24 protein-coding genes and 1 tRNA gene are annotated in these 25,109 nt (G+C 56.8%); all 25 read left to right on the top strand.

The genetic code is table 11. The features are described 5' to 3' along the window. The first annotated feature begins 91 nt into the window (after positions 1 to 91). Positions 92 to 502 carry a response regulator gene (locus Q8Q08_11430; GenBank protein MDP2654624.1) on the top strand — a complete coding sequence of 137 codons (411 nt, stop codon included), beginning with the start codon at positions 92 to 94 and terminating at the stop codon, positions 500 to 502. Positions 503 to 513: 11 nt separating this feature from the next. Further along, positions 514 to 894 (top strand): hypothetical protein, encoded by a 381-nt coding sequence (locus Q8Q08_11435; protein ID MDP2654625.1) that lies wholly within the window; start codon positions 514 to 516, stop codon positions 892 to 894. Positions 895 to 1,072: 178 nt separating this feature from the next. Beyond that, positions 1,073 to 1,360 (top strand): hypothetical protein, encoded by a 288-nt coding sequence (locus Q8Q08_11440; GenBank protein ID MDP2654626.1) that lies wholly within the window; start codon positions 1,073 to 1,075, stop codon positions 1,358 to 1,360. Positions 1,361 to 1,476: 116 nt separating this feature from the next. Further along, complete coding sequence (locus Q8Q08_11445; protein MDP2654627.1) at positions 1,477 to 2,025, top strand: ABC transporter ATP-binding protein; 549 nt, start codon at positions 1,477 to 1,479, stop codon at positions 2,023 to 2,025. 29 nt (positions 2,026 to 2,054) lie between these two features. Then, positions 2,055 to 3,884 (top strand): hypothetical protein, encoded by a 1,830-nt coding sequence (locus Q8Q08_11450; protein MDP2654628.1) that lies wholly within the window; start codon positions 2,055 to 2,057, stop codon positions 3,882 to 3,884. 67 nt (positions 3,885 to 3,951) lie between these two features. Continuing rightward, positions 3,952 to 4,635: a hypothetical protein gene (locus tag Q8Q08_11455; protein ID MDP2654629.1), complete on the top strand. Its 684-nt coding sequence runs from the start codon at positions 3,952 to 3,954 to the stop codon at positions 4,633 to 4,635. Positions 4,636 to 4,690: 55 nt separating this feature from the next. Beyond that, on the top strand, positions 4,691 to 5,167 hold the full coding sequence (locus Q8Q08_11460; GenBank protein MDP2654630.1) for a DUF3592 domain-containing protein: 477 nt from the start codon (positions 4,691 to 4,693) through the stop codon (positions 5,165 to 5,167). Between the two features lie 206 nt (positions 5,168 to 5,373). Beyond that, a tRNA-Lys gene (locus Q8Q08_11465) sits at positions 5,374 to 5,446 on the top strand. Positions 5,447 to 5,640: 194 nt separating this feature from the next. Further along, a complete protein-coding gene (locus Q8Q08_11470) occupies positions 5,641 to 6,465 on the top strand; it encodes a transketolase (protein ID MDP2654631.1) in 825 nt (274 codons plus the stop codon). A gap of 2 nt (positions 6,466 to 6,467) precedes the next feature. After that, entirely contained in the window at positions 6,468 to 7,409 is a 942-nt protein-coding gene (locus Q8Q08_11475) for a transketolase family protein (protein ID MDP2654632.1), read from the top strand. Positions 7,410 to 7,444: 35 nt separating this feature from the next. Then, positions 7,445 to 8,569 (top strand): transaldolase, encoded by a 1,125-nt coding sequence (gene tal / locus Q8Q08_11480; protein ID MDP2654633.1) that lies wholly within the window; start codon positions 7,445 to 7,447, stop codon positions 8,567 to 8,569. A 17-nt stretch (positions 8,570 to 8,586) separates the two neighbouring features. Beyond that, positions 8,587 to 9,519 carry a radical SAM protein gene (locus Q8Q08_11485; GenBank protein MDP2654634.1) on the top strand — a complete coding sequence of 311 codons (933 nt, stop codon included), beginning with the start codon at positions 8,587 to 8,589 and terminating at the stop codon, positions 9,517 to 9,519. Positions 9,520 to 9,634: 115 nt separating this feature from the next. Then, the gene (locus Q8Q08_11490) at positions 9,635 to 11,116 is read left to right on the top strand and encodes an AMP-binding protein (GenBank protein ID MDP2654635.1); all 1,482 of its coding nucleotides are present in this window, start codon (positions 9,635 to 9,637) and stop codon (positions 11,114 to 11,116) included. A 19-nt stretch (positions 11,117 to 11,135) separates the two neighbouring features. After that, positions 11,136 to 11,540, top strand: a complete 405-nt coding sequence (locus Q8Q08_11495) for a hypothetical protein (GenBank protein ID MDP2654636.1) — start codon at positions 11,136 to 11,138, stop codon at positions 11,538 to 11,540. Positions 11,541 to 11,574: 34 nt separating this feature from the next. After that, entirely contained in the window at positions 11,575 to 12,852 is a 1,278-nt protein-coding gene (locus Q8Q08_11500) for a thiolase family protein (GenBank protein ID MDP2654637.1), read from the top strand. Positions 12,853 to 12,854: 2 nt separating this feature from the next. Further along, positions 12,855 to 14,990, top strand: coding sequence for a 3-hydroxyacyl-CoA dehydrogenase NAD-binding domain-containing protein (locus Q8Q08_11505; protein MDP2654638.1), 2,136 nt, complete (start codon positions 12,855 to 12,857; stop codon positions 14,988 to 14,990). Continuing rightward, positions 14,987 to 15,592 (top strand): hypothetical protein, encoded by a 606-nt coding sequence (locus Q8Q08_11510; protein ID MDP2654639.1) that lies wholly within the window; start codon positions 14,987 to 14,989, stop codon positions 15,590 to 15,592. The genes Q8Q08_11505 and Q8Q08_11510 overlap by 4 nt, the downstream gene beginning before the upstream one ends. Positions 15,593 to 15,648: 56 nt before the next feature. After that, positions 15,649 to 16,713, top strand: a complete 1,065-nt coding sequence (locus tag Q8Q08_11515) for a hypothetical protein (protein ID MDP2654640.1) — start codon at positions 15,649 to 15,651, stop codon at positions 16,711 to 16,713. Between the two features lie 4 nt (positions 16,714 to 16,717). Beyond that, a complete protein-coding gene (locus Q8Q08_11520) occupies positions 16,718 to 17,011 on the top strand; it encodes a (2Fe-2S) ferredoxin domain-containing protein (protein ID MDP2654641.1) in 294 nt (97 codons plus the stop codon). 321 nt (positions 17,012 to 17,332) lie between these two features. Further along, positions 17,333 to 19,186 carry an acyl-CoA dehydrogenase family protein gene (locus tag Q8Q08_11525; GenBank protein MDP2654642.1) on the top strand — a complete coding sequence of 618 codons (1,854 nt, stop codon included), beginning with the start codon at positions 17,333 to 17,335 and terminating at the stop codon, positions 19,184 to 19,186. A gap of 159 nt (positions 19,187 to 19,345) precedes the next feature. Next, positions 19,346 to 21,430, top strand: a complete 2,085-nt coding sequence (locus Q8Q08_11530; protein ID MDP2654643.1) for a patatin-like phospholipase family protein — start codon at positions 19,346 to 19,348, stop codon at positions 21,428 to 21,430. 13 nt (positions 21,431 to 21,443) lie between these two features. Further along, on the top strand, positions 21,444 to 21,872 hold the full coding sequence (locus tag Q8Q08_11535) for a CBS domain-containing protein (GenBank protein MDP2654644.1): 429 nt from the start codon (positions 21,444 to 21,446) through the stop codon (positions 21,870 to 21,872). Positions 21,873 to 21,937: 65 nt separating this feature from the next. Then, complete coding sequence (locus Q8Q08_11540; GenBank protein MDP2654645.1) at positions 21,938 to 22,387, top strand: transcriptional repressor; 450 nt, start codon at positions 21,938 to 21,940, stop codon at positions 22,385 to 22,387. Further along, on the top strand, positions 22,384 to 23,040 hold the full coding sequence (locus Q8Q08_11545) for a hypothetical protein (protein MDP2654646.1): 657 nt from the start codon (positions 22,384 to 22,386) through the stop codon (positions 23,038 to 23,040). Before Q8Q08_11540 ends, Q8Q08_11545 begins: the two co-directional genes overlap by 4 nt. A gap of 19 nt (positions 23,041 to 23,059) precedes the next feature. Further along, a complete protein-coding gene (gene cobA, locus Q8Q08_11550; protein ID MDP2654647.1) occupies positions 23,060 to 25,108 on the top strand; it encodes a uroporphyrinogen-III C-methyltransferase in 2,049 nt (682 codons plus the stop codon). The last annotated feature ends 1 nt before the right edge of the window (position 25,109 follow it).

The following is a 25,109-nucleotide window of genomic DNA, read 5'->3' on the forward strand; positions in this document are numbered from 1 at the left end:
CGAAAATCTGACGTTTTTGGGCCAGGAGGGATGTTTTGTGTTAAAATGAATTCAGAAAATTCGTTCGTAAGATTTTATTGGGCCTCTGGCTATGAGCAGAAAAAAACCGCGGCGCATCCTGGTTGTTGACGATGATCTGGGGATGATCCGTCTCCTGGAAAAATGGCTGAACATTGATGGCAAGAACGTCCTGTCCGCTTCGGACGGGACTGTCGCCGTGCGCCGGGCCAAGGAAGAGGTCCCGGACTTGATCGTTCTGGACCTCATGCTTCCGGACATCGGAGGGGTCACCGTCACCCAGCAGCTTAAGGCCGATGAGCGCACCCGGAATATTCCGATCATTTTCATCACGTCCACCATGGGCGTTGAAAACGACAAGGGGGACGAGCAGATCGAGATCGACGGGGAAAAATACCCGATTTTCGCGAAGCCCCTGCATAATCCCAAATTGTTGAGCGCGATCCGGAAATCGCTCAACCGGCAGATCCATAACCCCGCTTAGCCGGAGAGCCCATGAACGCTCCTTCTCCCGACGCAAACCCCAATTCCATCCCCCGGCCCGCGCCCCTTCCTGAAAATTCCCGGGCGTCTTCGTCCCCCCCTAAGCCGAAACTGCCCCTCTGGCCGGATGACGCCAAAGATGAAGAAGAACAGCGCCGAAAACGTGAAGAACGGGAGGAGCGGGCCAAGGACAAGTCTCTCCAGGAGGGTTTTGAGCATATTTGGAAAAGTCTTGTCGTCCTGGTCTTGTATATCGCGGCCGGGGTGTGTCTCATCCTTATGGGAGCCCAGAATTTTTTTGATGGGGGCCTGCTCAACGGCCTTTCGGTCCTGGGCGGCGTGATCTTCCTCGTCCGCGGCATGGTCACCTTCGGCAGCCTGAACGTCAAATAGTTGCCTTTCTCCTTCTTGTTTTAAATACAATATTTAGAAAGTTTTTGCCCCGGCTTGCGCCCCCTGTGCCGCATCCCCTACCCTTGGCCTGCTTGAGGATGGTATACTTTAACTAAGGCGAGGTATACGTCTTTTTTCCCCGGCCCGGCAAGGGCTGGAAGAAGAGAGGTGATGCGTCATGAATTCCAAGATGTCCCAGAAGTTACAGGATTACCTGAACAAGATCTCGGATATCAAGGACGATCACTGCTGGTTTTGCCAGAAGACGCCGGACCAGATCCGCGCGCAATTTTTGGAGTATTTGCAGAAAAACCCGGACAAGGCGGACGAAATCGATCTGGATGACGTCATTATGATTTCGTACCGGACAAAGAAGCCGATCTGCGCATCCTGTTATTTTGTGATTCGAGACAACCCTGAGCTGGTCCGGGAAATTCTGCATAAGTCGCCGGATAAAGTTTGGTGATCCGTTATCTTGTCAGGTCCAAGACCCGGCCGGGATGAGAATCCCGGCCGGGTCTTTCTGTTTTCCTCCGAAATTGCTTTGCGAATAACCCTGCCCTCGGCTAAAATGAATCCATCATGATTTCCGCGATCGAGTTCTGCCCCCGCCACCGGTGGATGGTCAGCCGGCATCCCCGGTTGAATTTCAGCAAAGGTCTCAACGCCGTGATCGGCCCCAACGGGACCGGTAAAAGCACCCTTTTAAAAGCGATCAAGGAGTGCGCCGATTGCCGCAAAACAGAGGACAACGGCACGGCCTACCTTTATTACAACAGCGAGACCATGAATCCTCACCGTTCGCAGGACCACCTCAAAGGGCCTTTGGGCGCCAAGGTCAAGGTGCGGTCCCAATACTCTTCCCATGGGGAAACTATGCGCGACGTCTTGAGTACGCTCAATTTTAAGGAGGGCGACTGTTTTCTTTTTGACGAGCCTGAGGGGGGCCTGGATTTGCCGTGGGTCCTGAAATTAAGGGAAGGGATTTGGACCCTTTGCCGCCAGGGCTGCCAGTTCATTGTCGCGTCGCATCATCCCGCTTTCTGGCAAGGGGAGGACGTGCGGCGGATTGAGCTTGAGGAGGGTTATCGGGAGAAGTGCCGGAAGGCGTTTGAAGGATTTTGGAAATAAGGTGTTGTCCCGCGGGAATAGGGTGACCCATGACACGAAAAATTGTTTTGGCCATTTTGTTGGGCGTGATTGGGCTCGCCTTCCTGGGGCACTACTTCCAATTTTTGAAGAGGAATTTTGTGGAAACCCCGCCCGGGTTTTTATCCTTATCCGCTTGGCCGGGGATTATTTCAAATACGGGGGATGCTTATCCGGAGCTTCGGGCTGTTAAAAGGATGTTCCTCCCCCTGTCGGGGGTCGATGTTTCCGTCCCGAAGAATTTTCCAGACCGTTTGAGAAATTGCCTTGTGCCGTTTTTGTTTTATCCTTTACGGCATGAGCCCGGCAGCGCGCATGTCGTTGATTTTCGCAGAAGTTTTCAACCGCCGGGGCCTGGGTGGCGCTTCCTGGATTTCAGCGACAGGGTGCGCTTGTATGTCAAACCGGGAGCCGTCCTCCCTCCCAAGGCCGATGCTCCGTACCAGTCTGCGTGGATATTTGGGGTCGCCTTGCTGATGTCGGCGGCATATATGACCGTTGTCGGTTTTGGATTTTGTTCAATGATGCGTGTGGATTCGATTTTGCCATCCTTCGCGACGCGGGTGGCGTTATCATATTTGACGGGAACATTGACGCTTGCCTGGGCGTTTTGGATTTATTTGATGGCGGGGGGGTTGATGACCCGGGATTCGGTCTTGGGGGTCTGGGGGATTATGGGGATTTTATCCATGGGCGGATTTTGGCTGACACATCGCAGGAGGGAGCGGGTTTTTCCGTTGCCGGGGAAAGATAACATGAAAATCGAAGCCCGGTGGGTTTTGATTTTCATCGGGATTTTTTTGCCCTTATTCCTGACGTGGCTGAGGACGTTTAATGTCATGCTTTTCACCTGGGATGAAATGGCGAGCTGGACAATGCGGGCCAAGACGCTTTTTTACGAGGGACAATTTGTCAAGTCGTTCAACTCTTCGGCGGCGTATCAACCTCCGGTGTGGCCGTTGACCATCGCTTCGCAATATTTTCTATTGGGTGGTGACTATGATCTTGTCTCCAAGTGGAACTCGGCGCTCGCCTCACTGTGCCTGCTGGTGATGATCAGGGCCTGCCTGGGAATGACCGGCCTGGTCTCTTGGGCGGCCTGGGCGCTGGCGGGTCTTTTCATGATCGGATGTGATAATTGGACCGCTTACCAGGGGCTTCCTGAGGATATGCTGTTGGCGGTTTTGACGGCGGCGGTGGCTTTCGCGCTCGCCTGGCTGAAAAATCCTTCGGCTCCGCGCGCGTTGATATGCTTTGCGATCATGTGTGTGGGTGTAAGCTCGTTGAAGTTTGAGGGCATGATCTACTCGCTGGTTCTCGGGGGGGCGTTATGGGCATCAATGAGGGGGAGGCTTCCTTTTAAATGGCACTTAAGGATTGTGGTCTTATTCCTGCTGCCGGTCAGTGTCCAGTGGTTTTGGATGTTGTGGCTTGATGCCAATGGGTATTCGATATCCGTTCATCATCTTGGCAACGCGTTCTCCTGGGACAAGATTCTGGCGTTGCAGGGGGTTTTTGAGGAACAGTTCTCAGTGTTTGAGGCCGCAGGAGTTTTCGTCATTGCCAGCATTCTCTTTTTCTTCGTTGATATTTTTGGGAAAAAGTGGAGTGAACAGGAACTCTTTCTGCTGCTTGCCTGGTTCGGAATGATCGTTTTCAGCGTGCTGGGAGGGATGGGCTGGCCGCTGGAAGACATCGGCCCCTATTACCGGGACGTTCTCACGCGGCTGAGCGTCAAGGCCATGCCTTTTCTGCTCTTCTTGTTGTGTCTCCGTTTGCGGGGCAGGGGTTTTATCCGGATCAGGGGAGTAAACGGTCTGCGCAAAGTTTTTGGAGAGTAGACAGGAAGGCAGCGGAGGGGTAGAATTGATAGGAATCTAAGAGTATCGCCTGTCGGGGAGGGAATCGATGGACATTATGGACCGGCCGATGCCGTTTATTATTTTTGTGGCCACCTTCATTTTGCTGGGGGTTGCTTTGACTGTCGCCGGGGTGTCCTTGCTGGCCAACCCTCAGGCGCCTCGTTTGAAAATCGTGATCGACGACGTGTTTCAGACCTCTCTGACGGCCCTGGACAGAAAACTTCAGGAATCCGGAGATGCGATTTCTCCTGAGCAGCGCGACAAGTTCAATACGCTCATCGGAAAGTATCAGACTGAATTTCCCGGCCGGCAGAAAATCTATCTGCAAAAATTGGACGGGCAAAGCCGGTTGGCCGGGATGCTTCAGATCGCCGGAGCCGTCAGCCTTTCTGTAACCATTGTGGCTCTCGTCATGGGCCAGTCGTGGGCTTTTCTCTCTGTGATTTTTAGCGCCGCGGCCTGCGCTCTCATCTACGCGGATGTCCTGTACGTCGTTTTTAACGCCGCGTCTCTGCCCGCGTATGTCATGCAGGTCGGCTATGAGGCCGAACAACTGCTCGGGGTCTCCGACAGCCGTTTTCTCGTGTCTGCGAACGGGGGTTTTTTCAAATCCCTGTTCTTCTCTCCGTTGGCGATTGCCGCGCACGTCTTCGTCATCCTGTTTTTGGCCGGAACATTCCTGTACTTCCGGTGGTATTTTGCAGGGGCGGGGAAATCCCGGCAGGCGTGAGCGTGACGCGGACGGACAACCGGCTCTACGCAGGAATTCAAGGGAGGATCACTTCATGGGATTATTTGGCAGGCGGCGGAGACCGTGGTGGGCGTTTCTGTTGATCGGAGGCTTCTGTTTGTGGATGGGCTGGTCCGGGATTCGAGAGTCCCGAAGCAGCGCCTCCTGGTCCCCGGCCGAGGGCAGGGTTGTCTCTTCCAAGGTTTCCGCCCAGACCATTCATCGCAGAGGCGCCGATGGGATTGAGTTCAAGGCGGAGGTGATCTATGAATACGTTGCCGATGGGGTGCGCCATACGTCCAGCCGGGTCCGATGGGGCGGGGAAAATTTCCTTAGCCGGGAAGACGCCGAAGCTTTCCTGCAGGGTTACCCCATGGGCAAGACGGTGACGGTTCATTACAATCCCAGGAAGCCTGATCAGGCGATTCTGGAGAATGGGAGCGAGGATACCGGGGTCCTGTATCTGGTGACGGGTTTTGGGGTGGTCCTGGTGGTGTTGGGGCTGTTGAAGAGGGGGGCGGAAAAATTTTAGGTTTTCCTCTTATTTTTCGACTTGCCTATTGGCAATGGAATGTTATAATAGTGCGGTTTTTGTGAGGCGACTTTTTTTGAAAAGGATTTTGTAAGATATCCTTCAGTCTCCTGTAGACGGGCCATACTTGTTTTTTAAAAATCACAAGGGGAACAAGTATTGGCCCGTAATTGTTTTGATAAATTTGGTAGTTGAGAGGAAATTCCGGGCCATTAGCTCATCCGGTAGAGCATCTGACTCTTAATCAGAGGGTGGCAGGTTCGAGTCCTGCATGGCCCATAAATAAATTTTTGAAATGCAGGACGAGAACCGAAAGGGGTACGGGGGAAACCGTTCCCCCGTGTTTTCGGGGTACAGCGAGCGAAGCGAGCGCCATAGGGGCGGAGCCCCTTGGGGAGCCTGGAGCGAAGCGAAAGGCGACAGGTTCTAATCCGCAGGATGGAGTCCTGCATGGCCCATTTTAAAACCTTCTTATGCCTTCCAAACCCGACATCAGCGCCCTTCGCGATAAGGCGTTTCAGTTTCGCAGAGAGATCCTGGAGACCCTCCACTCGGCCGGGTCCGGCCACCCGGGCGGGTCCTTGTCTTCCGTCGAGATCTTTATCTCCCTTTATTTTTACAAGATGAACCACAGGCCGAACGATCCTCATTGGGACGGGCGGGACTACTGCATTGTCTCCAAGGGGCATTGCACGCCGGTGACGTACGTGACGCTCGCCAATGCCGGGTATTTTCCCAAAGAGGAATTAAAGACCTTTCGTAAATTCGGAACGCGGCTGCAGGGGCACGTGCATGTGAAGACCCCGGGCGTCGAGTTCAATACCGGGTCGCTGGGGCACGGGCTTTCGGTGGCCAACGGGATCGCCATGGGCGCGAAGATGCTGAACAAACCCAACAGGGTTTTCTGCATCATGGGCGACGGCGAGATCCAGGAGGGCTCGGTCTGGGAAGCGGCCATGTCGGGCTCGCATTTCAAGCTGGACAATGTCTGCGCGATCGTGGATTACAACAAGGTCCAGGAAAACGGGCCTGTGAACGATATTAAGAATTTGGAACCGCTCGCGGCACGCTGGAAAAGTTTCGGCTGGCACGCGATCGAAGTGGATGGGCACGACTTGAGCGCGCTCGTCAAGGCGTTGGACGAATTCGAAACGGTCAAAGGCAAGCCCACGGTCATCATCGCCAATACCGTGAAGGGCAAAGGCGTTCCGTTCATGGAAGGAAAGGCCGCCTGGCACGGCAAGGCCCCGAACGCCGAGCAGTTGAAAGACGCCTTGGCGCAACTACAAAAGGTATAACGATGCCTGAAATGATCGCCACACGTGACGGGTTCGGCAAAGAGCTTGTCGCCTTAGGCAAACAGAACGAAAGAATCATGATGGTCTCCGCGGACCTGGAGGACGCCACCCGCGCGGAGTACTTCAAGAACGAGTTCCCCGAGAGGTTTTTCAGCGTCGGCATCGCCGAGCAGGACATGGTTGGCATGGCGGCCGGGCTGACCTTCCACGGCTTTATCGCGTTTGTGAATTCCTTCGCGGTCTTCCTGACCAACCGCGCTTATGATCAGCTCCGGATGGATGTTTGTTATAATAATCGCAACGTCAAGGTCGTTTGCTCCCATGCTGGCGTGACCGTCGGTGAGGACGGCGCGTCGGCCCAGTGCCTGGAAGATTTCGCGCTCATGCGCGTGTTGCCTAACATCAAGGTGATTTGTCCGGTGGACGCCAACGAGGCCAGACTGGCGACCCGCGCCATGGTCAAGGAAGATGGCCCCATGTACCTGCGCACGTCCCGCGCGGCACTGCCTGTTCTGACTGGAGAGAACGATCCGTTTGAGATAGGCAAGGCCAAGGTCATGCGTCCGGGCAAGGACGCGGCCGTGATCGCCTGCGGCACTCTGGTGTCCGAAGCCCTGCAGGCCGCCGAGATCCTGAAAAAAGACGGGATCGACCTGCGCGTCATCAACATGCACACGATCAAGCCGATCGACGTGAAAGCGGTTGTGGACGCTGCCAAAGAGACCGGCGCGATCGTCACGGCGGAAGAACACCAGGCCAACGGCGGCCTGGGCAGCGCGGTGGCCGAAGTCCTGGTCCAGAAGCACCCGGTCCCTTTGGAAATGGTGGCGGTCCGTGATTCGTTCGGCGAGACCGGCACCCCCGCGGAACTCCTCAAAAAATATCATCTCAAAGACGTCGACATCGTTGAAGCCGTCAAACGGGCGATCAATCGCAAGAAATAATTTTCCCACCGTTGTTTAATTATGGAGATCCTCTGATGTCCAAATCCAAAATGGAAGTCCTTGCAGATTTAGGCCAGAGCGTCTGGCTTGATTATATCAACCGCCCCATGATTGAAAGCGGCAAACTGAAGGGCCTGATCGACGATGGACTTCGCGGGATGACGTCCAATCCGGCGATCTTCAACCAGGTGATCAGCGCGGGCAAGGATTATGACGAAAAGATCTCGGCGTTGAGCGGCCAGGGAAAGTCTCCTTTTGATATCTATGACGAGATCACCATTGCCGACATCCAGGACGCCTGCGATCTGTTCAAGCCGGTTCACGAAAAGACCAAGGGGCTGGACGGATATGTGAGTCTGGAGATCAATCCGTTGCTCGCCAACGATGCCAAGGCCTCGATCGATGAGGGCCTGCGGCTTTTCAAAAAGGTCGGCCGGCCGAACGTCATGATCAAGGTCCCGGCCACAGACGCGGGCTTTCCTGTCGTTGAGGAGCTTTTGTCCAACGGCGTCAACGTGAACGTCACGCTGATTTTTTCCATGCTGCAGTACATGGACACGGCCGAGGCCTTCATCACCGGCCTGGATCGTTTTGCGGCAAAATCCGGGGATGTGAGCCGTGTTGCATCCGTGGCGAGCGTGTTTGTCAGCCGCACGGACACCCTGATTGATAAAATATTGGACGACAAAATGGTCGATTCCACCAAAGACAAACTTCTGCCCCTGCAGGGGCAGGCCGCCGTCGCCAATTGCCGTTTGATTTATGAGAAATCAAAGGAAATGGCCGAAGACGAACGATTCCAGACTCTCGCGGCCAAAGGCGCCCGCTGGCAACGCGTGCTCTGGGGTTCCACGTCCACGAAAAATCCGCAGTATCCGGACGTCAAATACGTGGCGGAATTGATCGCCCCGGACACCGTTAACACCGTTCCCGAAAAAACCCTGATGGCGTTTCTCGATCACGGAGAGGCCAAGCTTGCCCTTCAGGGCAGCGTCGAGGACGCCCGCGCCGTTTTTGAGGCGCTGGGAGAATTCGGCATTTCGATCGACGACGCCTGCCGTCAGCTTTTGGAAGAGGGGCTCAAGGCGTTTGACACGTCGTTCGAGGACCTCCTCAAGGCCATCGAAGCCAAAGCCAAACAGCTTAGCGGGAAAGCTTAACGGTATCCCCAAAACTTATGCCGACCGGCACAGAACCTGTTCATCATATTCAGCGTCCGGATTGGCTCCGGACGTCAAAGAACGACCCTCGCGGCTACATCCAGCCCGAATCCCTCAAAGAACTCTGGTTCCATACCGGCACGATCTGCAACTTGAGCTGTCCGTTTTGTCTGGAGGGTTCCAAACCCGGGGACGACCGTTTGAACAGGATCGCGTTCGAGGACGCCCGGCCATTCATGGACGAAGCGGTCCGGCTGGGTGTCGAAAAATTTTCGTTCACCGGCGGAGAGCCGTTTGTGGTGAAGGATTTCGTGAGGATACTGGATTACGCGCTGGACCTGCGGCCCTGCCTGGTGCTGACCAACGGCACTGATCCTCTCCGGACCCGCCTTTCTGAAATTGTGCCGTTCTTACAAAAGCCGCACCCGCTCAATTTTCGGGTCAGCATCGATTATCCGGATGAGGCCAGGCATGATGCCGGGCGCGGGAAGGGGAATTTTGCCCAGGCTGCGGCGAGCTTGAAAGAGCTTTACATTGCGGGATTCGGCGTGTCCATCGCCCGCCAGAGACTGCCCGGGGAAAACGTGAAAGAAGGAGACGCCGCGTATCAGCCTCTTATTCAGAAAGCCGGCCTGCCGGAGGAGACCCGGATCGTCAGCTTCCCGGATTTTTTTCTTCCCCAAGCGAATGTCAGGACCCCGGAGATCACCGAAAACTGCATGACCGCCTATCAGGCCGAAGAAGCCCGCCGGAAATTCATGTGCAGCTACAGCAAGATGGTGGTCAAACGCGAAGGGCAGATGCGCGTCTATGCCTGCACCCTGGTGGACGACGATCCGGATTACGATCTTGGGCGCACCCTCACCGGCAGCATGAAGGTCCGGGTCATGCTCAAACACCACCGTTGTTATTCCTGCTTCTCCCAGGGCGCGTCCTGCAGCGAGATGTGAGTCCCGCGATTCCCGGCCTTCGGGGTGGCGGGATAAAATTCCTTGTTTTTGTTCCCTGCCCTTTTCGGGAATTGTTATAATGACAATGCCCTGACCGCCAAAAGGAGGAAGAGTTTTGCTGAACCCCTGGACCGGCATTGCCCAGCTTTCAAAGTCCGAAACCTGCGAACTTCAGAATCAAAAGCTCAGCCGTTTCATCACGCGCTACCTTTATCCGTTCAGTCCGCATTACCGCAGCCTTTTCGACAAGAACAAAATCGATCCTCGCTCCATCCGCACCGTGGATGATCTCCGGCGGATCCCATTCACATCCAAGCTCGACTTTATCCAGCCGGACAACCCCCAGCGATTCCGGGATTTTATCCTTCAGCCCGATCAGGAAAAGATCCGCGGGGCATGGCCTTTGCAGGACCTTCTGCGGCTCAAGGCCATGTCCATGATTAACGGCAAGGAGTTTGTCCGTGACCGGCTGGAGCGTGAATTTCACCCGTGTTTCATTACGTTCACCACCGGCACCACCAACCGGCCGGTCCCGTATGTTTATTCCGGCCATGACATCAGGAACCTTCATCTTTCCGGGTCCCGGATGCTGGACCTGTTCAATATTCCGCGCAGCCAGAACATCGTGAACATGTTCCCGTATGCCCCGCACCTGGCGTTCTGGCAGGTTGTGTTCGGCGGATTGTCGTCCTGCGCCCTGGTGTTGAGCACCGGCGGCGGAAAGGTCTTGGGGACCGAAGGCCAGATCGGGGTCTTGGAAAAGATGAGGCCCGCGGTGGTCCTGGGCGTTCCCAGTTACGTGTATCACGTCCTGCGGATGGCCCAGGAAAAGGGTATCCGGATGGAGTATGTGAAGAAGATCGTCCTGGGAGCGTCCCGCGTGTCCATGGCGTTCAAGCTCAAGCTCGCCGAGCTCTTGACATCCATGGGCGCGCAGGAGGTCTCCGTCTTCGGTACCTACGGGTTTACCGAAGCGCGTTCGGCCTGGGCGGAATGCCCGACGGTCAATGACATATCCAGCGGGTATCACCTGTATTCCGACAAAGAGATATTTGAGGTCATCGATCCCAAAACCGGCGAACCGGTCGGGGAAGGGGGCGACGGGGAGATCGTCTACACGTCTATCGACTCCCGCGGCAGCAGCGTGTTGCGTTACCGCACGGGTGATTTCGTGAAGGGCGGCATAGGGTATGGGGCGTGCCCGCATTGCGGGCGGACCGTTCCCCGCTTGTCGAGCGACATCACCCGTTTGAGCGACGTGAAAGACCTGCGGATGTCCAAGGTCAAGGGCACACTCATCGATCTCAACCATTTTTCCCAGATCCTCACGGACTTCCCGGAGATCGACGAATGGCAGGTGGAGATCCGCAAGAAAAACAACGATCCCTTTGAAATCGATGAGCTGGTGGTTTATATTGCTTGCAGGGAGGGGGTCAACCGGGGTATCCTGGAAGAGGCGGTGAAGAGGAGTCTGTCTTCCATGGAAGTGACCCCTAACGCCGTCGTGTTCCTGCCGTTGGCCGAGATGATCAAACGGCTCGAGCTGGAGACCGCCAATAAAGAGAAACGAATTCTGGATGTCCGGCCTAAAGATTAGCCTGCTTGCCGTATTTTTGATGTCGTCCGTTGCCATCCCGGCGTTTGCGACAGTCCAGCCGACGGACGAACAGTTGACCGAGACCGCGCACCTGGTCGTGATCGCGCAGGTGACGGACGTTGATACCCCTGAAGCTCAGGGGGCCGTGGGATGGGGCCAGGTTAGCATCCGTATCGAAACGGTCTTGAAGGGGGAGTCAGACACGAAGACCTTGTCTTTTTCGCATTATTTCAGCGATGCCGGGAAGGGGAATTATTCAAGGGCGGAATGGCTGGCGTTTTGGGGAAAGATCAGAGACACACATGCGAAAGTGAAATTTTTTTTGTTCAATACGGACATGGATCAGCGTTACGCCGACACCGGGATTAAAGGTTGGATTTTGGCGGACGGCTGGTTTGGGTATGAGGTTTTGAAGAGCCGTTAAGATTTGGCTCCGCCTCTTCCGATAAGGAGATCCTATGGAACGCATCGCGATTGTCAACGGAGTCCGGACGCCCTTTTGCAAAATGGGCACGGCGTTCAATTTTATGAGCGCCCAGGAACTGGGCGCTCTCGCGGCCCGCGAGCTCATCGAGCGTTCCGAGATGGACCCGGGCCTCATTGACGAAGTCATCATCGGCAACGTCGGCCAGCCGCCGGATGCCGCCAACATCGCCCGCGTGATCGCCCTCCTGGCCGGGATCCCCAAGCATGTTCCGGCTTACACCGTGCACCGCAACTGCGCATCGGGCCTGGAATCGGTCGCGACCGCGGCCCTGAAGATCCAGACCGGCGAAGCGTCCTGCCTGCTGGTCGGCGGCACCGAGTCCATGAGCAATATTCCGTATTTTTTTACCAAGGACCTTCAGGAGATTTTGTTCCAATTGTCCCGCGAAAAAGCGCTTTTTCCGAAACTGCGGGTGCTGTCCAAGGTCCGTTTGCCGTTTTTGGCCCCGCGCATCGGTTTGCAGATGGGGTTGACCGATCCGGTCTGCGGGCTCAACATGGGGCAGACCGCCGAGGTTTTGGCCAAGGAATTCGGCATCACGCGCAAAGACCAGGATGAGTTCGCGCTGGCCAGCCATCAGAAGGCGGTCAAGGCGAGAGCGGTTTTGCGCGAAGAGATCGTTCCGGTGATCCCGTCGCCGGCTTACAAGGGCGCTGTTCTCGATGACAACGGCCCGCGTGAAAGCCAGACCATGGAAGCCCTGGCGAAATTGAAGCCCTATTTTGACCGGAATTCCGGTACGGTGACAGCCGGCAATTCCAGTCAGATCACCGATGGGGCTGTGGCTTTGCTTGTGATGAAGGAGAGCCGGGCGAAGGAGATGAACCTGAACCCTCTGGGGTATCTGCGTTCGTTCGCCTTTGCGGGTGTGGAGCCCGACCGCATGGGCATCGGCCCGGCGCACGCCATCCCCAAGGCCTTGAAAAAGGCCGGATTGCGCCTGAACGATATGCAGTCGGTCGAGATCAACGAGGCCTTTGCCGTTCAGGTCCTGTCCTGTCTGCGTCTTTTGGAGTCCGATAAGTTCGCCAAAGATTTCGGTTATGAAGGATACACCGGCGCGATTCCCCGCGATACCCTGAACGTCAACGGCGGGGCGATCGCCCTGGGGCATCCGGTCGGCTCCAGCGGGGCGCGGTTGCTCCTGACCATGCTGAAGCATTTGAAACGGAACAACCTTCAAACCGGTGTGGTGTCGTTGTGCGTCGGCGGCGGACAGGGCGCGGCCGCTGTTCTGGAGGCCCAATAACGATGAGCGTTTTCTACCGGAAAGACGGGCATTTCGGGTTTATCACCTTCGACCTCGCGGATTCCAAAGTGAATCTTCTCACGGCCGACGTCATGAAGCGGCTGGACACGCTTCTGGACGAGATCGCCAAAGACGCCGCCTTGAAAGCGGTGATCATCGAGAGCAAGAAAAAAGACGTGTTCATCGCCGGAGCCGATATCAAGGAGATCGAAGGGATCACGGAGCCCCATGAAGGCGAGCTGAAGGCCCGGTCCGGGCAGAAGATCCTGGATAAACTGGAAGATCTGCGGGTGCCGACGGTGGCGGTGATCGACGGGGTGGCCCTGGGCGGAGGGTGCGAGCTCGTTTTGGCCTGCCGGTACCGTGTTGCGACGTTCAATGAAAAGATCCGGATCGGACTGCCGGAAGTGAATCTGGGGATCCTTCCCGGGTTCGGCGGCACGTACCGCCTGCCCCGGCTGCTGGGGTTGTCGCAAGGGTTGAACATCATCCTGGGCGGCCGGGTGGTCCCGGCCAAGGATGCCCTGAAATTCGGATTGTTGGACCGGCAGTTCCCTCAACAGGGATTGGAGAATCATGTCCGCGCGTTTGCCGGGGAGGTCTCGGACAACGCCGGCCGCAGCAGCCATATTCGGCCCCGCAAACTGAAACTTCCGCAGAAAATTCTTGATCGCACGGTCGTCGGCCATGCCATTGTTTTCCGCGAAGCCCGGAAGAATGTTCTCAAACAGTCAAAAGGTTTTTACCCGTCGCCGCTGAAGGCCCTGGACGTCATTGAGAAGACGCTGTATATGAACAGGGACAGCGGCATGCGGCTTGAGGCCAAGGCGTTCGGGGACTTGTCCGTCACGCCGGTTTGCAAAAATCTCATTCATGTTTTTTATCTGTCCGAGAAATACAAGAAGCTGTCCATCCCCGGCGGAGAGACGATTTCATCCCCGGAGATCAAAAGATGCTCGGTGCTCGGCGCCGGGGTCATGGGCGGAGGGATCGCGCAGTTGTTGAGCCAGAACGGGATCCTGGTCCGGTTGAAAGACATCAACCATGACGCAGTGGCCAAGGGATTGCAGGCGGCGGCAAAATTGTTCCGGCAGGCCGTCAAACGCCGCCGTCTCTCCAGGGCCCAGGCCGCGGCCCGGATGGCGAGGATCTCTCCGACAACGGAATATTCGGGCCTGGGGACAACGGATTGCGTGATCGAGGCGGTTGTCGAGAACCTGGATGTGAAGAAGGCGGTGTTCCAGCAAGTCAGCGCGCTGATCCCCCCGCAGGCGATCTTTTGCACCAACACGTCCGCGCTGTCCGTGACGGCCATGGCCGAGGCGGCGCGCGATCCGTCCCGCGTGATCGGATTCCATTTTTTCAATCCCGTCCACCGGATGCCGCTTGTTGAGATCATTATGACGAGGCATACGTCGCCGGCAACCGCGGCCGGCGCCCTGCAGTTGGCCAAACGGCTGGGCAAGACGCCCATCCTTGTCCAGGACGCCCCGGGGTTCCTGGTGAACCGAATCCTGCTGGCCTATATCAACGAAGCCGGACGGTTATTGGAAGAGGGGGTCCCTGCCGCGGTTGTGGACAAGATGATGACGGATTTCGGCATGCCCATGGGGCCGTTCCTGCTGTCCGACGAAGTGGGGACGGACATCGGCGTCAAGGTCCTGCACATTCTGGAGGCGGGACTGGGGGAGAGGTTCAAACCCGTCGGTATTTTTGAGAAAGTTTTTGAAAAGAAATTGCTCGGCAAGAAATCGGGGAAGGGTTTTTATATCCATTCCAAACATGCGGTCCCCAACCCGGACATCCCCGGCCTGGTGGGGAAGCCCATGCGCGGGCAGATGACCATTCAGGATTACCAGAAATGCCGGGACCGGATGGTGTATACCATGATCAACGAGGCGGCACGTTGCCTGGAGGACAAGGTTGTGGACGAGCCGGCCGCGGTGGACGTGGGCATGATCATGGGCACGGGGTTCCCTCCGTTCCGGGGAGGATTGATGCGTTACGCGGACCAGGTGGGGATCGGGAATGTGGTCGATGCCCTTGCTCAATTCGAGAAAGAATTCCAGGCCGACCGTTTCAGGCCTTGCCGGTATCTTCTTGACCTCAAGGACCAACAAAAAGGATTCTATCGATGAGCCAGCCCGTTCAACAGCCCCCTGTCACAGACATCCGCCAGAAAAAAAAGAGGCAGCTCCGTTGGATCTGGACGGGGATCATCGTGGGCTCGCTGCTCATTGTCCTGGCGTTTCTCAATACCATCAAGGTCTTTCCGAAAGCAGAGTATGTCAATCCCCAGTTCGGGATCAGTTTTACGTATCCGGCTTATTGGAAGCGTGAGGACAACCATTCCAGCGGGGCCCTTGTCCTGCTCAACGCCCCGCTGCAGAGCGCCATGGACCCATTTTCGGAAAGTTTCAATATCGTGGTCCACGATTACTTCGGGCAAACGACCACCTTGAGTAAATTTACCAAACAAGTGGTTGACGGGATGTCCAGCACGATGTGGAAGGGGATGGTCAAGGTCCTCGAATCCAAGAAAACCCGCCTGGGAGGGTTGCCGGCGCACCGGCTTGTTTTTGAAATGAGGACGAAGGAGCTGAGCGTTAAGACCCTGCAGGTGTGGACGGTTGTCGGCGGGCAGAGGGTTTTTTTTCTCACTTATATGGCGGCTGTCAAAGATTTCGATAATTATAAGCCGGAGATCGATACCATCTTGAAAACCTTCCAGTTCCGGTGACGGATGCCGGCGTCGCAGATCCCCATCGTTTGACTCACCCCGCGGTGTGACCTCCTATGAAGCAGAATGATTCCTTGCCGACGGTCGCTGTGCCCTTGCGCGCGGCGCCTCTGTGCCCGGTCTTCGGGCAGTGCGGCGGTTGCCAGCACCAGGACATCCCTTACTCCGAGGAATTGGTGATGAAGGAGATGTCTTTGCGGAGGATGTTTCGGGACGCTTTGGGGGTTGGGGAAGAGGTCTTTGATCCCATCGTCCCGTCTCCGAAGGAATATCATTACCGCCACCGCGTGGACTTGCGTCTTCTGCGCACGAAAAGCGGGGAGATCTTTATCGGGTTTACGCCGGAAGGAAAACCGAACGTGGTGCCGATCCAGGCCTGCCCCATCTCTATGCCGGCTGTTTCCGATTCGATCCCGCGCGTCAAGGAGGAAGCCGTCGGCAAACTCAAGGAAAAACACCGCAACGCCAATCTGGTCGTCCGCACCGGCGATGACGGGCGGGTGCTCTGGGGCGGCGTCGGGCGGAGATCCTTGCGGCTGGAGGAAGCGGATTATCTCTGGACCGAGGTGGAAGGCCGGCGGATCCATTTTTCGCTGGACACGTTTTTCCAGGCCAATTTGTCCATCCTGCCGGCGCTCATGGACAATATCCGTTCTTTGGCGGTCCTGGATCATGAAACCGTGTTGCTTGATCTCTACGGGGGAGTCGGGCTGTTCGGCGTTGTTTTTCATCCGGCGGTAAAGAAAACCATCCTGATCGAGAGCGACGTTCATTCCGTCCGCCTTGCCCAGCACAACAAGGGATTCCACCACATGGACGGATTTGAGGTCGTCCAGGGCCGAGTGGAGGAGGCCCTGCCTTCGGCCCTTGCCGCGCTCTCCGGGGAGAAGATCACGGCCATGATCGATCCGCCGCGGGCCGGATTGTCGGAAACCGCTCTGGAATGCGTGGCTTCATCAGCGGGGCTCAACCGGTTGTTGTATCTGTCCTGCCATCCGGAGACCTTGGTGAGAGACCTGGCGGGGTTTTGTGCTCGGGGCTGGACAATGTCCCGGGTGATTCCTTTTGACTTCTTTCCAAAGACCAGGCATTTGGAAACGCTCGTTTTATTGAGGAGGTAAAGAAATGAAGTCTGAAAAAAATCCTTATGAAAAACAGATTTTTGTCTGCACCAATGACCGCAAGGGCGAAAAGCCCAGTTGCGGTGACCAGCAGGGCGAGGCCATTTTTACAGAACTCCGCCGCATCGCTAAGGAGCGGGGACTGCATCCGCGCATCCGGGTGGCCCAGGCCAAGTGCCTGGGATATTGCAGCCAGGGATGCAATGTCATGGCTTACCCGGACAATGTCTGGCACAGCGGTGTCACTCTGGCCGATGTTCCGGCCCTTGCGGAAAAGTATTTGTCCCCAGCATCTTAGAGCACTCTTGGCCCCCCGGGTCTTTGCAAAATTCCAACCCGGCTGTTGATTTTTATCCAGGGCCCTTTTATACTTAAGTTAAGAGTGATGTAATCCTCTATCTTTTAAGAAGATACAATAATTCGGCGTCTCATCCGTTTTCGCCGGAGACAGAATGTCAAAAAGAAGTCTCCGGCTACGTCGGATCCCATCAATCGGGTCCCGAAGACGGATGAACCCGGCGAAGTCCCGCACGGAAGTTGCGGGACGGAGACGGGGCATGTTCAGAGATCCTGGGCTTTAGTCCAGGGATTTCCATTCATCCCGGAGAGGAGATTCCATATGAGCATGTTCGACAAAAGTATCTCGGAGGAGAAGAGGAAGTCTCTCGAATTCGCCGAAGACGCTCGCGAGAGCGAGTGGAAATACCCCAGTTTCGCCCTCAGGCTTTTCCACGGGCTCCCGGACTGGGACCTGATCCTGCCGTTTCCCCAGCAATCTCTTGAAGACAAAAAAGAAGGCGATGTTTTTATCGCCAAATTAGAGAAGGTCCTGCGCGAAAAACTCAACCCGGATGAGGTCGACCGCACCTGCATCATTCCGGATGAGGTCGTCAAGGCCCTCGGGGAGATCGGCGCCTTTGCCATCAAAATCCCCAAAGAGTATGGCGGCCTCGGATTGGGCCAGGTCAATTACAACCGGGCCATCCATCTGGTGGCCAGTTATTGCGGCTCCACAGCCGTGCTGTTGTCCGCGCACCAGAGCATCGGCGTGCCCCAGCCGCTCAAACTTTTCGGCACCGATGAACAGAAGAAAAAATACCTCCCGATGTTCGCCAATGGCACGGTGTCCGCCTTCGCGCTCACCGAACCCGAAGCCGGCTCCGACCCGCGCAACATGACGACGACGGCGACACCGGTTGAGGACGGGAAATATTTTGTTTTAAACGGCGAGAAATTGTGGTGCACCAATGGCCTCATCGCCGGCGTCCTCGTTGTCATGGCCGTGACCCCTCCGAAGATCGTCCACGGAAAAGAGCGTAAACAGATCACCGCGTTCATCGTGGAGACCAACACCCCCGGCGTCGAGGTCGTCCACCGCTGCCAGTTCATGGGGCTGCACGGCATCCAGAACGGCCTGATGCGTTTCCGCGACGTCAAAGTCCCCAAGGAAAACATCATCCTCGGCGAAGGCGAGGGGCTCAAGCTCGCGCTGATGACCCTGAACACCGGGCGGCTGACGCTTCCGGCCGCGTCCACCGGAGTTGGCAAATGGTGTCTGCACGTGGCGCGCAAGTGGTCGGCGCAGAGGGTGCAGTGGGGCACGCGGATCGGCGACCACGAGGCCGTCGCCCTCAAGCTGGGATACATCGCCAGCCACACCTTTGCCATGGACGCGATCAGCTGGCTCACGTCCTCGATGGCGGATGACAAAAAGAAAGACATCCGTCTGGAGGCGGCCATCGCCAAATATTTCTGCACGGAACACGCCTGGAAGATCGTCAATGAGACCCTGCAGATCCGCGGCGGTCAGGGATATGAAACTTCGGATTCACTGCGCGCCCGCGGGATGATCGGCTGGCCCGTGGAGCGCGTCTTGCGGGACATCCGGATCAACATGATCATCGAGGGCACATCGGAGATCATGCACCTGTTCATCGCCCGCGAGGCGATTGACCCGCACCTGAGCCGGGCCAAGCCGCTGTTGAGCCCGCGCACGCCGCTGGGGGCCAAGATATCGACGGCCCTTTCGCTGTTGAAATATTACGCGTTTTGGTATCCCCGGATGTGGATGCCGTCGTTCCTCTCAGGAAAACCCGGCGCTCTGCCGGAACCTTTGAGAGGCCATATGGCCTATGTCCAGAGGGCGAGCAAGCGCCTGGCCCGGCACACGTTTCACAAAATGGCCAAGTATCAGCAGAAGCTGGAGGCCAAACAGGGCGTCCTGAACCGCATTGTTGACATCGGGACAGACCTGCTGGTGATGGCGGCCTGCTGTTCCTACGCGGATTCCCTGGCCCAGAAGGGGCAGGCGAACGCCGTGGACCTGGCCGATGCCTTTTGCCGGGACGCCCGAACAAGGATCGAGGCAGCCTTCCACGACAACCAGTCGAACCATGACCGGCTTCACGCGGGCAACGCCCGGAAACTTCTGGCCGGGGATTATGTGTGGCTGGAGAATGATATTATCGTCTAAACGACCCCGGCTGCCCCAACCGCTGCGCGGGGCAAATCGGCCGGGGTTAATGGTTTGGCCCTTCTGGGCCAAACCACCCTGAGAGAAGTCGAACGGGTTCGCACGTATGACTTGCGTCGTCCCGCTTTGCGGGCCTTCCGCAAGTCATGTGCTCATTAAATGCCCAAAATTTCTTCCATATTCAACCGGTACGCCATCCTGAAGAAGATCCCTGTTTTTGAGAAGCTGGGATGGATGGAGCTTCAGCGGATCGCCCGCAAGTCCCGGCTTGTCGATTTCAAAAAAGGCGAGATCATCCGCCGGCAGGGCGACCCCCCGGACGCTTTTTACTGTCTGATCTCCGGGCGCGTGCTCGCCTACAAGACAGGCGCCGATGGTGAGAAGCGGGACGTGGATTTCATCCGCCGCGGGATGCATTTCGGCATCATCTCCCTGCTGACCTCCGAGAGCCATTCGTCAACATACGAAGTCGTCAATGATTCGGTCTTGCTGAAGATCGTCAAAAGCGATTTTCTGCTCATCCTCAAATCCATCCCCCAGCTCGGCGTGGAGCTGAGCCAGAGCCTGTCCCGCCGGATCCATAACCAGACCGTTCAGGACAAGGCGCCGTTTGAGAGCAAGATCATTTCGATCTACAGCCCGGTCAAGGGCTCGGGGTGCTCAACGTACGCGGCGAACCTCGCGTTCAGCCTGCACAGGGAAACCAAACGCAAAGTCATCCTGGTGCACATCTCGTCCGAGGCGGAGAGAGAGGCGGCGGGCGAAGGGACGGCCCCCGAGGCCGCGCCGCAGTGGATATCCGCCCCGGTGAAGCTGCGCGATATCATCGGCGATTATGAGCGCATCATCCAGAGCGTGGGCCGGGAAGACAACGGCCTGGACCTGATGCACGTCTCGATCCATCCGGCAGATACCGCCATCGTCCACCAGATCAGCGATTTTGTGACCGCGCTGGTGAACAACTACCGTTTTGTCGTGGTCGATCTCCCGTCGCACATGGATGAGATCGTGATCAAGACCCTGACGCAGAGCGACATCGTCCAATTGGTCACGCCGGTGAGTTATGAGCATTTGAAAACGACCCGGCAGGTCATTTATAAACTCGAAGAGCGGCTCCGGGAGAATTTTCAACACCTGAAGATCCAGGTCATCACCAGCGGCCTTCAGCAAAGCGACCCCTTGTCCGGGACAGACATTAACCAGGAGCTGGATTACCCGGTTTTCATCAAACTGCCGACGCTGGAATCTTCGTTTTTGACGGAACGTGTCGCCGCCAAGGGGCTCTCGATCCTGCTGCCGTCTTCCGACACGGAATACGCCCAGGCCGTGCGGCGCGTGGCGAGGCGGATCGGCGGGGTGCTGGTGGGGCTCGTTCTGGGAGGAGGCGCGGCATTGGGCGTGGCCCACGTCGGAGTCCTGAAGGTCCTGGAGGAGGAAAAGATCCCGATCGACATCGTGGTGGGCAGCAGTATGGGGGCCCTTTTGGGAAGCTTCTGGGCGATTGGGAAAAGCGCGGATGAGCTGGAAGCTCTGGCGAGAGAATTTGAACCCGGGTGGCGGATGTGGAAACTCCATCATCCGATCCTTCCCATCCGGGGACTGGTCGGCGGCGGCGCGATCGCGCGCTGGCTGAAAAAGACCCTGGGCGACAGGACGTTTTTTGACACCCGGGTCCCGCTCAAGATCGTGGCTTACGATCTGGCCCAGCGGCAGGAGCTGGTGATCGAATCGGGAAAGATCATCGACGCTGTCCGCAAGAGCATCGCGATCCCGGGTGTCATCCCGCCGGTCCAGGAGGACGGACGGGTGATCATTGACGGGGGTGTTTTGAACCCCCTGCCCACGAATGTCCTCGTGCAGATGGGGATCAACCGGATCATCGCCGTCAACGTGCTGCAGTCGCCGGCGCATGTCATCAAAGGTTATGAGCTGGAGCAGCAGTTGCTCCAGAGGAATGACCGGGTCCGTTTTTTGCAATCGCCCGGAGAATTCCTCAGCCACCGTTTCCAGAAAGGGCTTGCCAAGATCTTTACCCCGAACATCGCGGACATCATCGTCCGGACCCTCCAGGCCACGGAATACGAAACCGCGATCCGAAGCGCCCAGGCCGCCAACGTGGTGATCCACCCCAATCTCGAGAGCGTGAAGTGGTTTGAGCTTTACAGGGTGGACGACCTGCTCAAGAGCGGGCGGGAGGCGGCGCTGAACGCCCTTAACGAGATCAAGGCCCTGGTCAAGGAATAGGAAGGGTGCCCCGATGACACATATCCTCAACACTCCCGTCGAGAACATCATGACGGACCATCCTATCAAGATCAAAGAGAACGTGCGAGTGGGGATGGTCGCGCATCTGTTGCTGCGTTACCGGATCAACGGCGTGCTGGTGGTCGGCAAGAACAACCAGAACCGCCTGGTGGGCATCTTTACGACCACAGACATGCTTGGCCTCCTGGACGAGGCGTTTTCCCGAAAAGGCAACCTGGCCGAGAATTTGAAGAAAGTGTCCGACACGAGTGTGGGGAAGGTGGCCAGCCGCAGCGTCATCTCGGTTAAGGCCACCGACAAGATCCTCAAGGTCCTCACGGTCATGCACGAGAAAAAAGTTCATACCCTTCCTGTTTTTGACAGGAAAGAACTGGTCGGCGTGATCAGCAAGCACGACCTCCTCGACATCGTCCTCCGGTAATCGTCCCCCGGTCCGCCCGCAGGTTTTTTGTTGCAACACTGTTGCAGTATGCTATACTGCCCCTCGTGAAGAATACCTGCCTTCCGAGAGAATTGCTGCAGCGATGCGGGGACAAGGCCAGCCGCAACCGGACCCTTGTCCTGGACGTCCTGACAAAATCTTCCGGCGCCCTTTCTCCGGTGGATATCCTGTCCCTCCTGCGCCGGGAACACTCCTTCGACAAGGTCACCCTTTATCGGACGCTCGATTATTTGGCCAAAAAGGAAATCCTGCGACGCATCCCCACGCTGCGCGGCGCCGTCCTTTATGAAGTTGCCTGCGAGAAGCATAATCCCCGGCATGTGCACTTTTATTGCCGGGATTGCGGCAGAATGAAGTGCTTGTTAGACCATGAGATCAACGCCGTTCTGGGCCGGATTCAGAAAAAATACCTGAAGGCCGGGGAAGAGGCCGAGCTGAAAGTCGAAGGGCTTTGCGAAAAATGCGAACGTCAACATCAAAGGAGAAAGGGATGAAAGCTGACAATAAGTTGCAATATTTGGTCATAGAGCTGGCCCATCATTTGCCGTATTCCGTGTTCGGCGTAACTGCAGCCCTGATCCTCATCGGATTCTTTTCGTTTGTCGCTACCATCCTGGGTAAGCCGCACATCGAGCCCGAAGCCTATGAAGACCTCTTTCATGTTTTTCATCCGGCCCACGTCCTTTTGAGTTCCGTGACCTCAACGGCGATCTTCTGGAAGAACGAAAAGACCTGGTGGAAAGCTCTTGTGGTCGGGATCCTCGGATCTCTCGTCATCTGCACGCTGAGCGACATCCTGATCCCCTATGTTGGCGGTCTGCTGCTGGGGGTCAAGATGGATCTCCATGTCTGCGTGATCGACACCCCGTCGATCGTTATCCCCTTTGCCGTAACGGGCATGGTGGCGGGGCTGGTGATCGCGGAGTCCATCGAGAGCTCTACGGCCTACACACACGCGGCCCATATTTTTGTCAGCAGCGCCGCCTCCATTGTTTATTTGGTCTCTTTCGGCCTTCATGACTGGGTTCATCAGATCGGCTGGGTCTTCATGATCACGGTTGCGGCTGTGATGATCCCCTGTTGCGCCAGTGATATCGCCTTTCCTATTCTTTGGATCAAGCATCCGACCTGCACCCATAAACATTGATGAAAGGGATGTTATGCCGATGAACGGGCCATCAAAGAAATTGCGTGTCGGGTCCCGGGGAAGCCGCCTGGCGCTTGTCCAGGTGAAGGAGATTTTTGATCTCCTGAAAATGGCGGGCCGGGAAACCGCTTATGAATTGAAGGTCTGCGACACGCGGGGAGACAAGGACAAGGTCACGTCTCTGACGACAAATCCGGCGGACGATTTTTTTACCGACGCCCTGGACCAGGCCCTGTTGAGCGGCGAGATCGACGTTGCCGTTCACAGCGCCAAAGATCTCCCGAAGGACCTGAGGCCGGGGCTGGCCATTTACGCCCTGACGGAGCCCATCGATTCTCGCGATGCGTTTGTCGGCGCGTGCAAATTCGCGGATTTAAAGCCCGGCGCAAGGATCGGCACCAGCAGCCTTGCGCGCCAGCAAGGTATCCACGCCCTGAATCCATCCCTGAAAATCGTCGACCTCCGCGGGACCATCGAGGAGCGACTGCGCCAGATTGACGAGGGAAAGCTGGATGGGATCATCGTCGCGGCCTGCGCCTTGAAACGGCTGGGGCTGGCGGGCCGGATCACGGACATCCTGCCGTTTGACGCGGCCCCTTTGCAGGGACAGCTTGCGGTCACCGGCCGCAAGGGAGAGAAAGATCTGGAATCCGTCTTTGGCCTCTTGGACGTTCGCAAAAAATTTGGCACGGTCACTCTGGTCGGCGCAGGCCCGGGCGATCCGGAGCTGATAACGCTCAAGGCCGTGGCCGCGCTTCAGCAGGCGGACTGCGTCTTTTACGATTTTCTTGTCCACCCGAGTCTCATGGAATACGCTCCGCAGGCCGAAAAATTTTTTGTCGGAAAAAGAAAGGGAGTGCACACGATCCCGCAGGATGAAATTTCGCGACGGTTGAAAGACAAAGCCATGGCCGGCAAGGTGGTTGTGCGGCTCAAAGGCGGAGATCCTCTGATCTTCGCGCGCGGCGCGGAAGAGATTGAATACCTGAGGTCTTTTCATATCAACGTTTCTGTGGTTCCCGGGATCACCTCCGCGACCGGCATCCCGTCCAGTCTCGGCATCCCCCTGACGGCGCGGGGGCTTTCCACATCCGTGGCGTTTGTCCGCGGTCATTCCGAGGAAGAGTATGCCCCCCCGGAGTCTCTTTCCGTCCCCAAAGCGGACACGCTTGTGTTTTTGATGGGGTTGACCCGTCTGGGGCTCATTGTCCGTTCTTTGTTGCAGGCCGGGTGGAAAGAGAAAACGCCGATGGTCATTGTTTCCAAAGGGACCCGGGTCGAGGAGAGGATCGTTCATGGCACGCTGGCCACGATCGAGAGCGAGGCCGCCAAGGCCCAGCCAGAACCTCCGGCGCTGATGGTGGTGGGGGAGGTTGTCAAATTCTGGACACCGGGAGCGGAGAAAGACGAGAACATCCTTTACTTGGGCACGAATCCGGACAAGTACAGGTCTCTGGGACGCGTCATTCACCACCCGATGATAGAGATCTCCGCGGCCGAGATGACGCCGGGATTCGAGAAAAATTTCCGCGACCTGGACAGCTATGACATGATCTTGTTCACCAGCCGTTTTGCCGTCCGGCATTTTTTCAGGATTTTGCAGGAAAAGAAGATCGCCCGGGAAATCGTTCAGCGCAAGGACGTGGCCGCGGTCGGCCGCGACACGGCCCTGGCCCTGGTGCCATTTGGCATCAGGCCGTCCCTGGTGGCTGATGAGGAGACGAGCGAGGGCATGCTGAAGGCTTTGGAAAAGAACTTCGCGCTGGAGGGCAAACGCATCCTGTTTCCCAGGTCCTCACTCCCGAACCCTTATTTAAGGGAAGGGCTGACCCGCTTGGGCAGCCGTGTGGATGAGGTGACGGTTTACCGGAACACCAAGCCCGCGAAACGGCCTTTGCCGCAGGTTCCGATCCAGAAAATTGTCTTCACCAGCCCTTCCACGGTGCGCAATTTCCTTGAAGACCACGGGCCGGTCCCTCCGGACTGGCAGATCCTTGGCAAGGGGCCCAGGACCCTGGAGGCCCTGAAAAAGGAAGGATACACAAACGGGATCGTCGTGGTAGAATAAG

It is taken from the genome of Candidatus Omnitrophota bacterium, assembly GCA_030688425.1.
In the GTDB taxonomy this organism is placed as follows: domain Bacteria; phylum Omnitrophota; class Gorgyraeia; order Zapsychrales; family JANLHA01; genus JAUYIB01.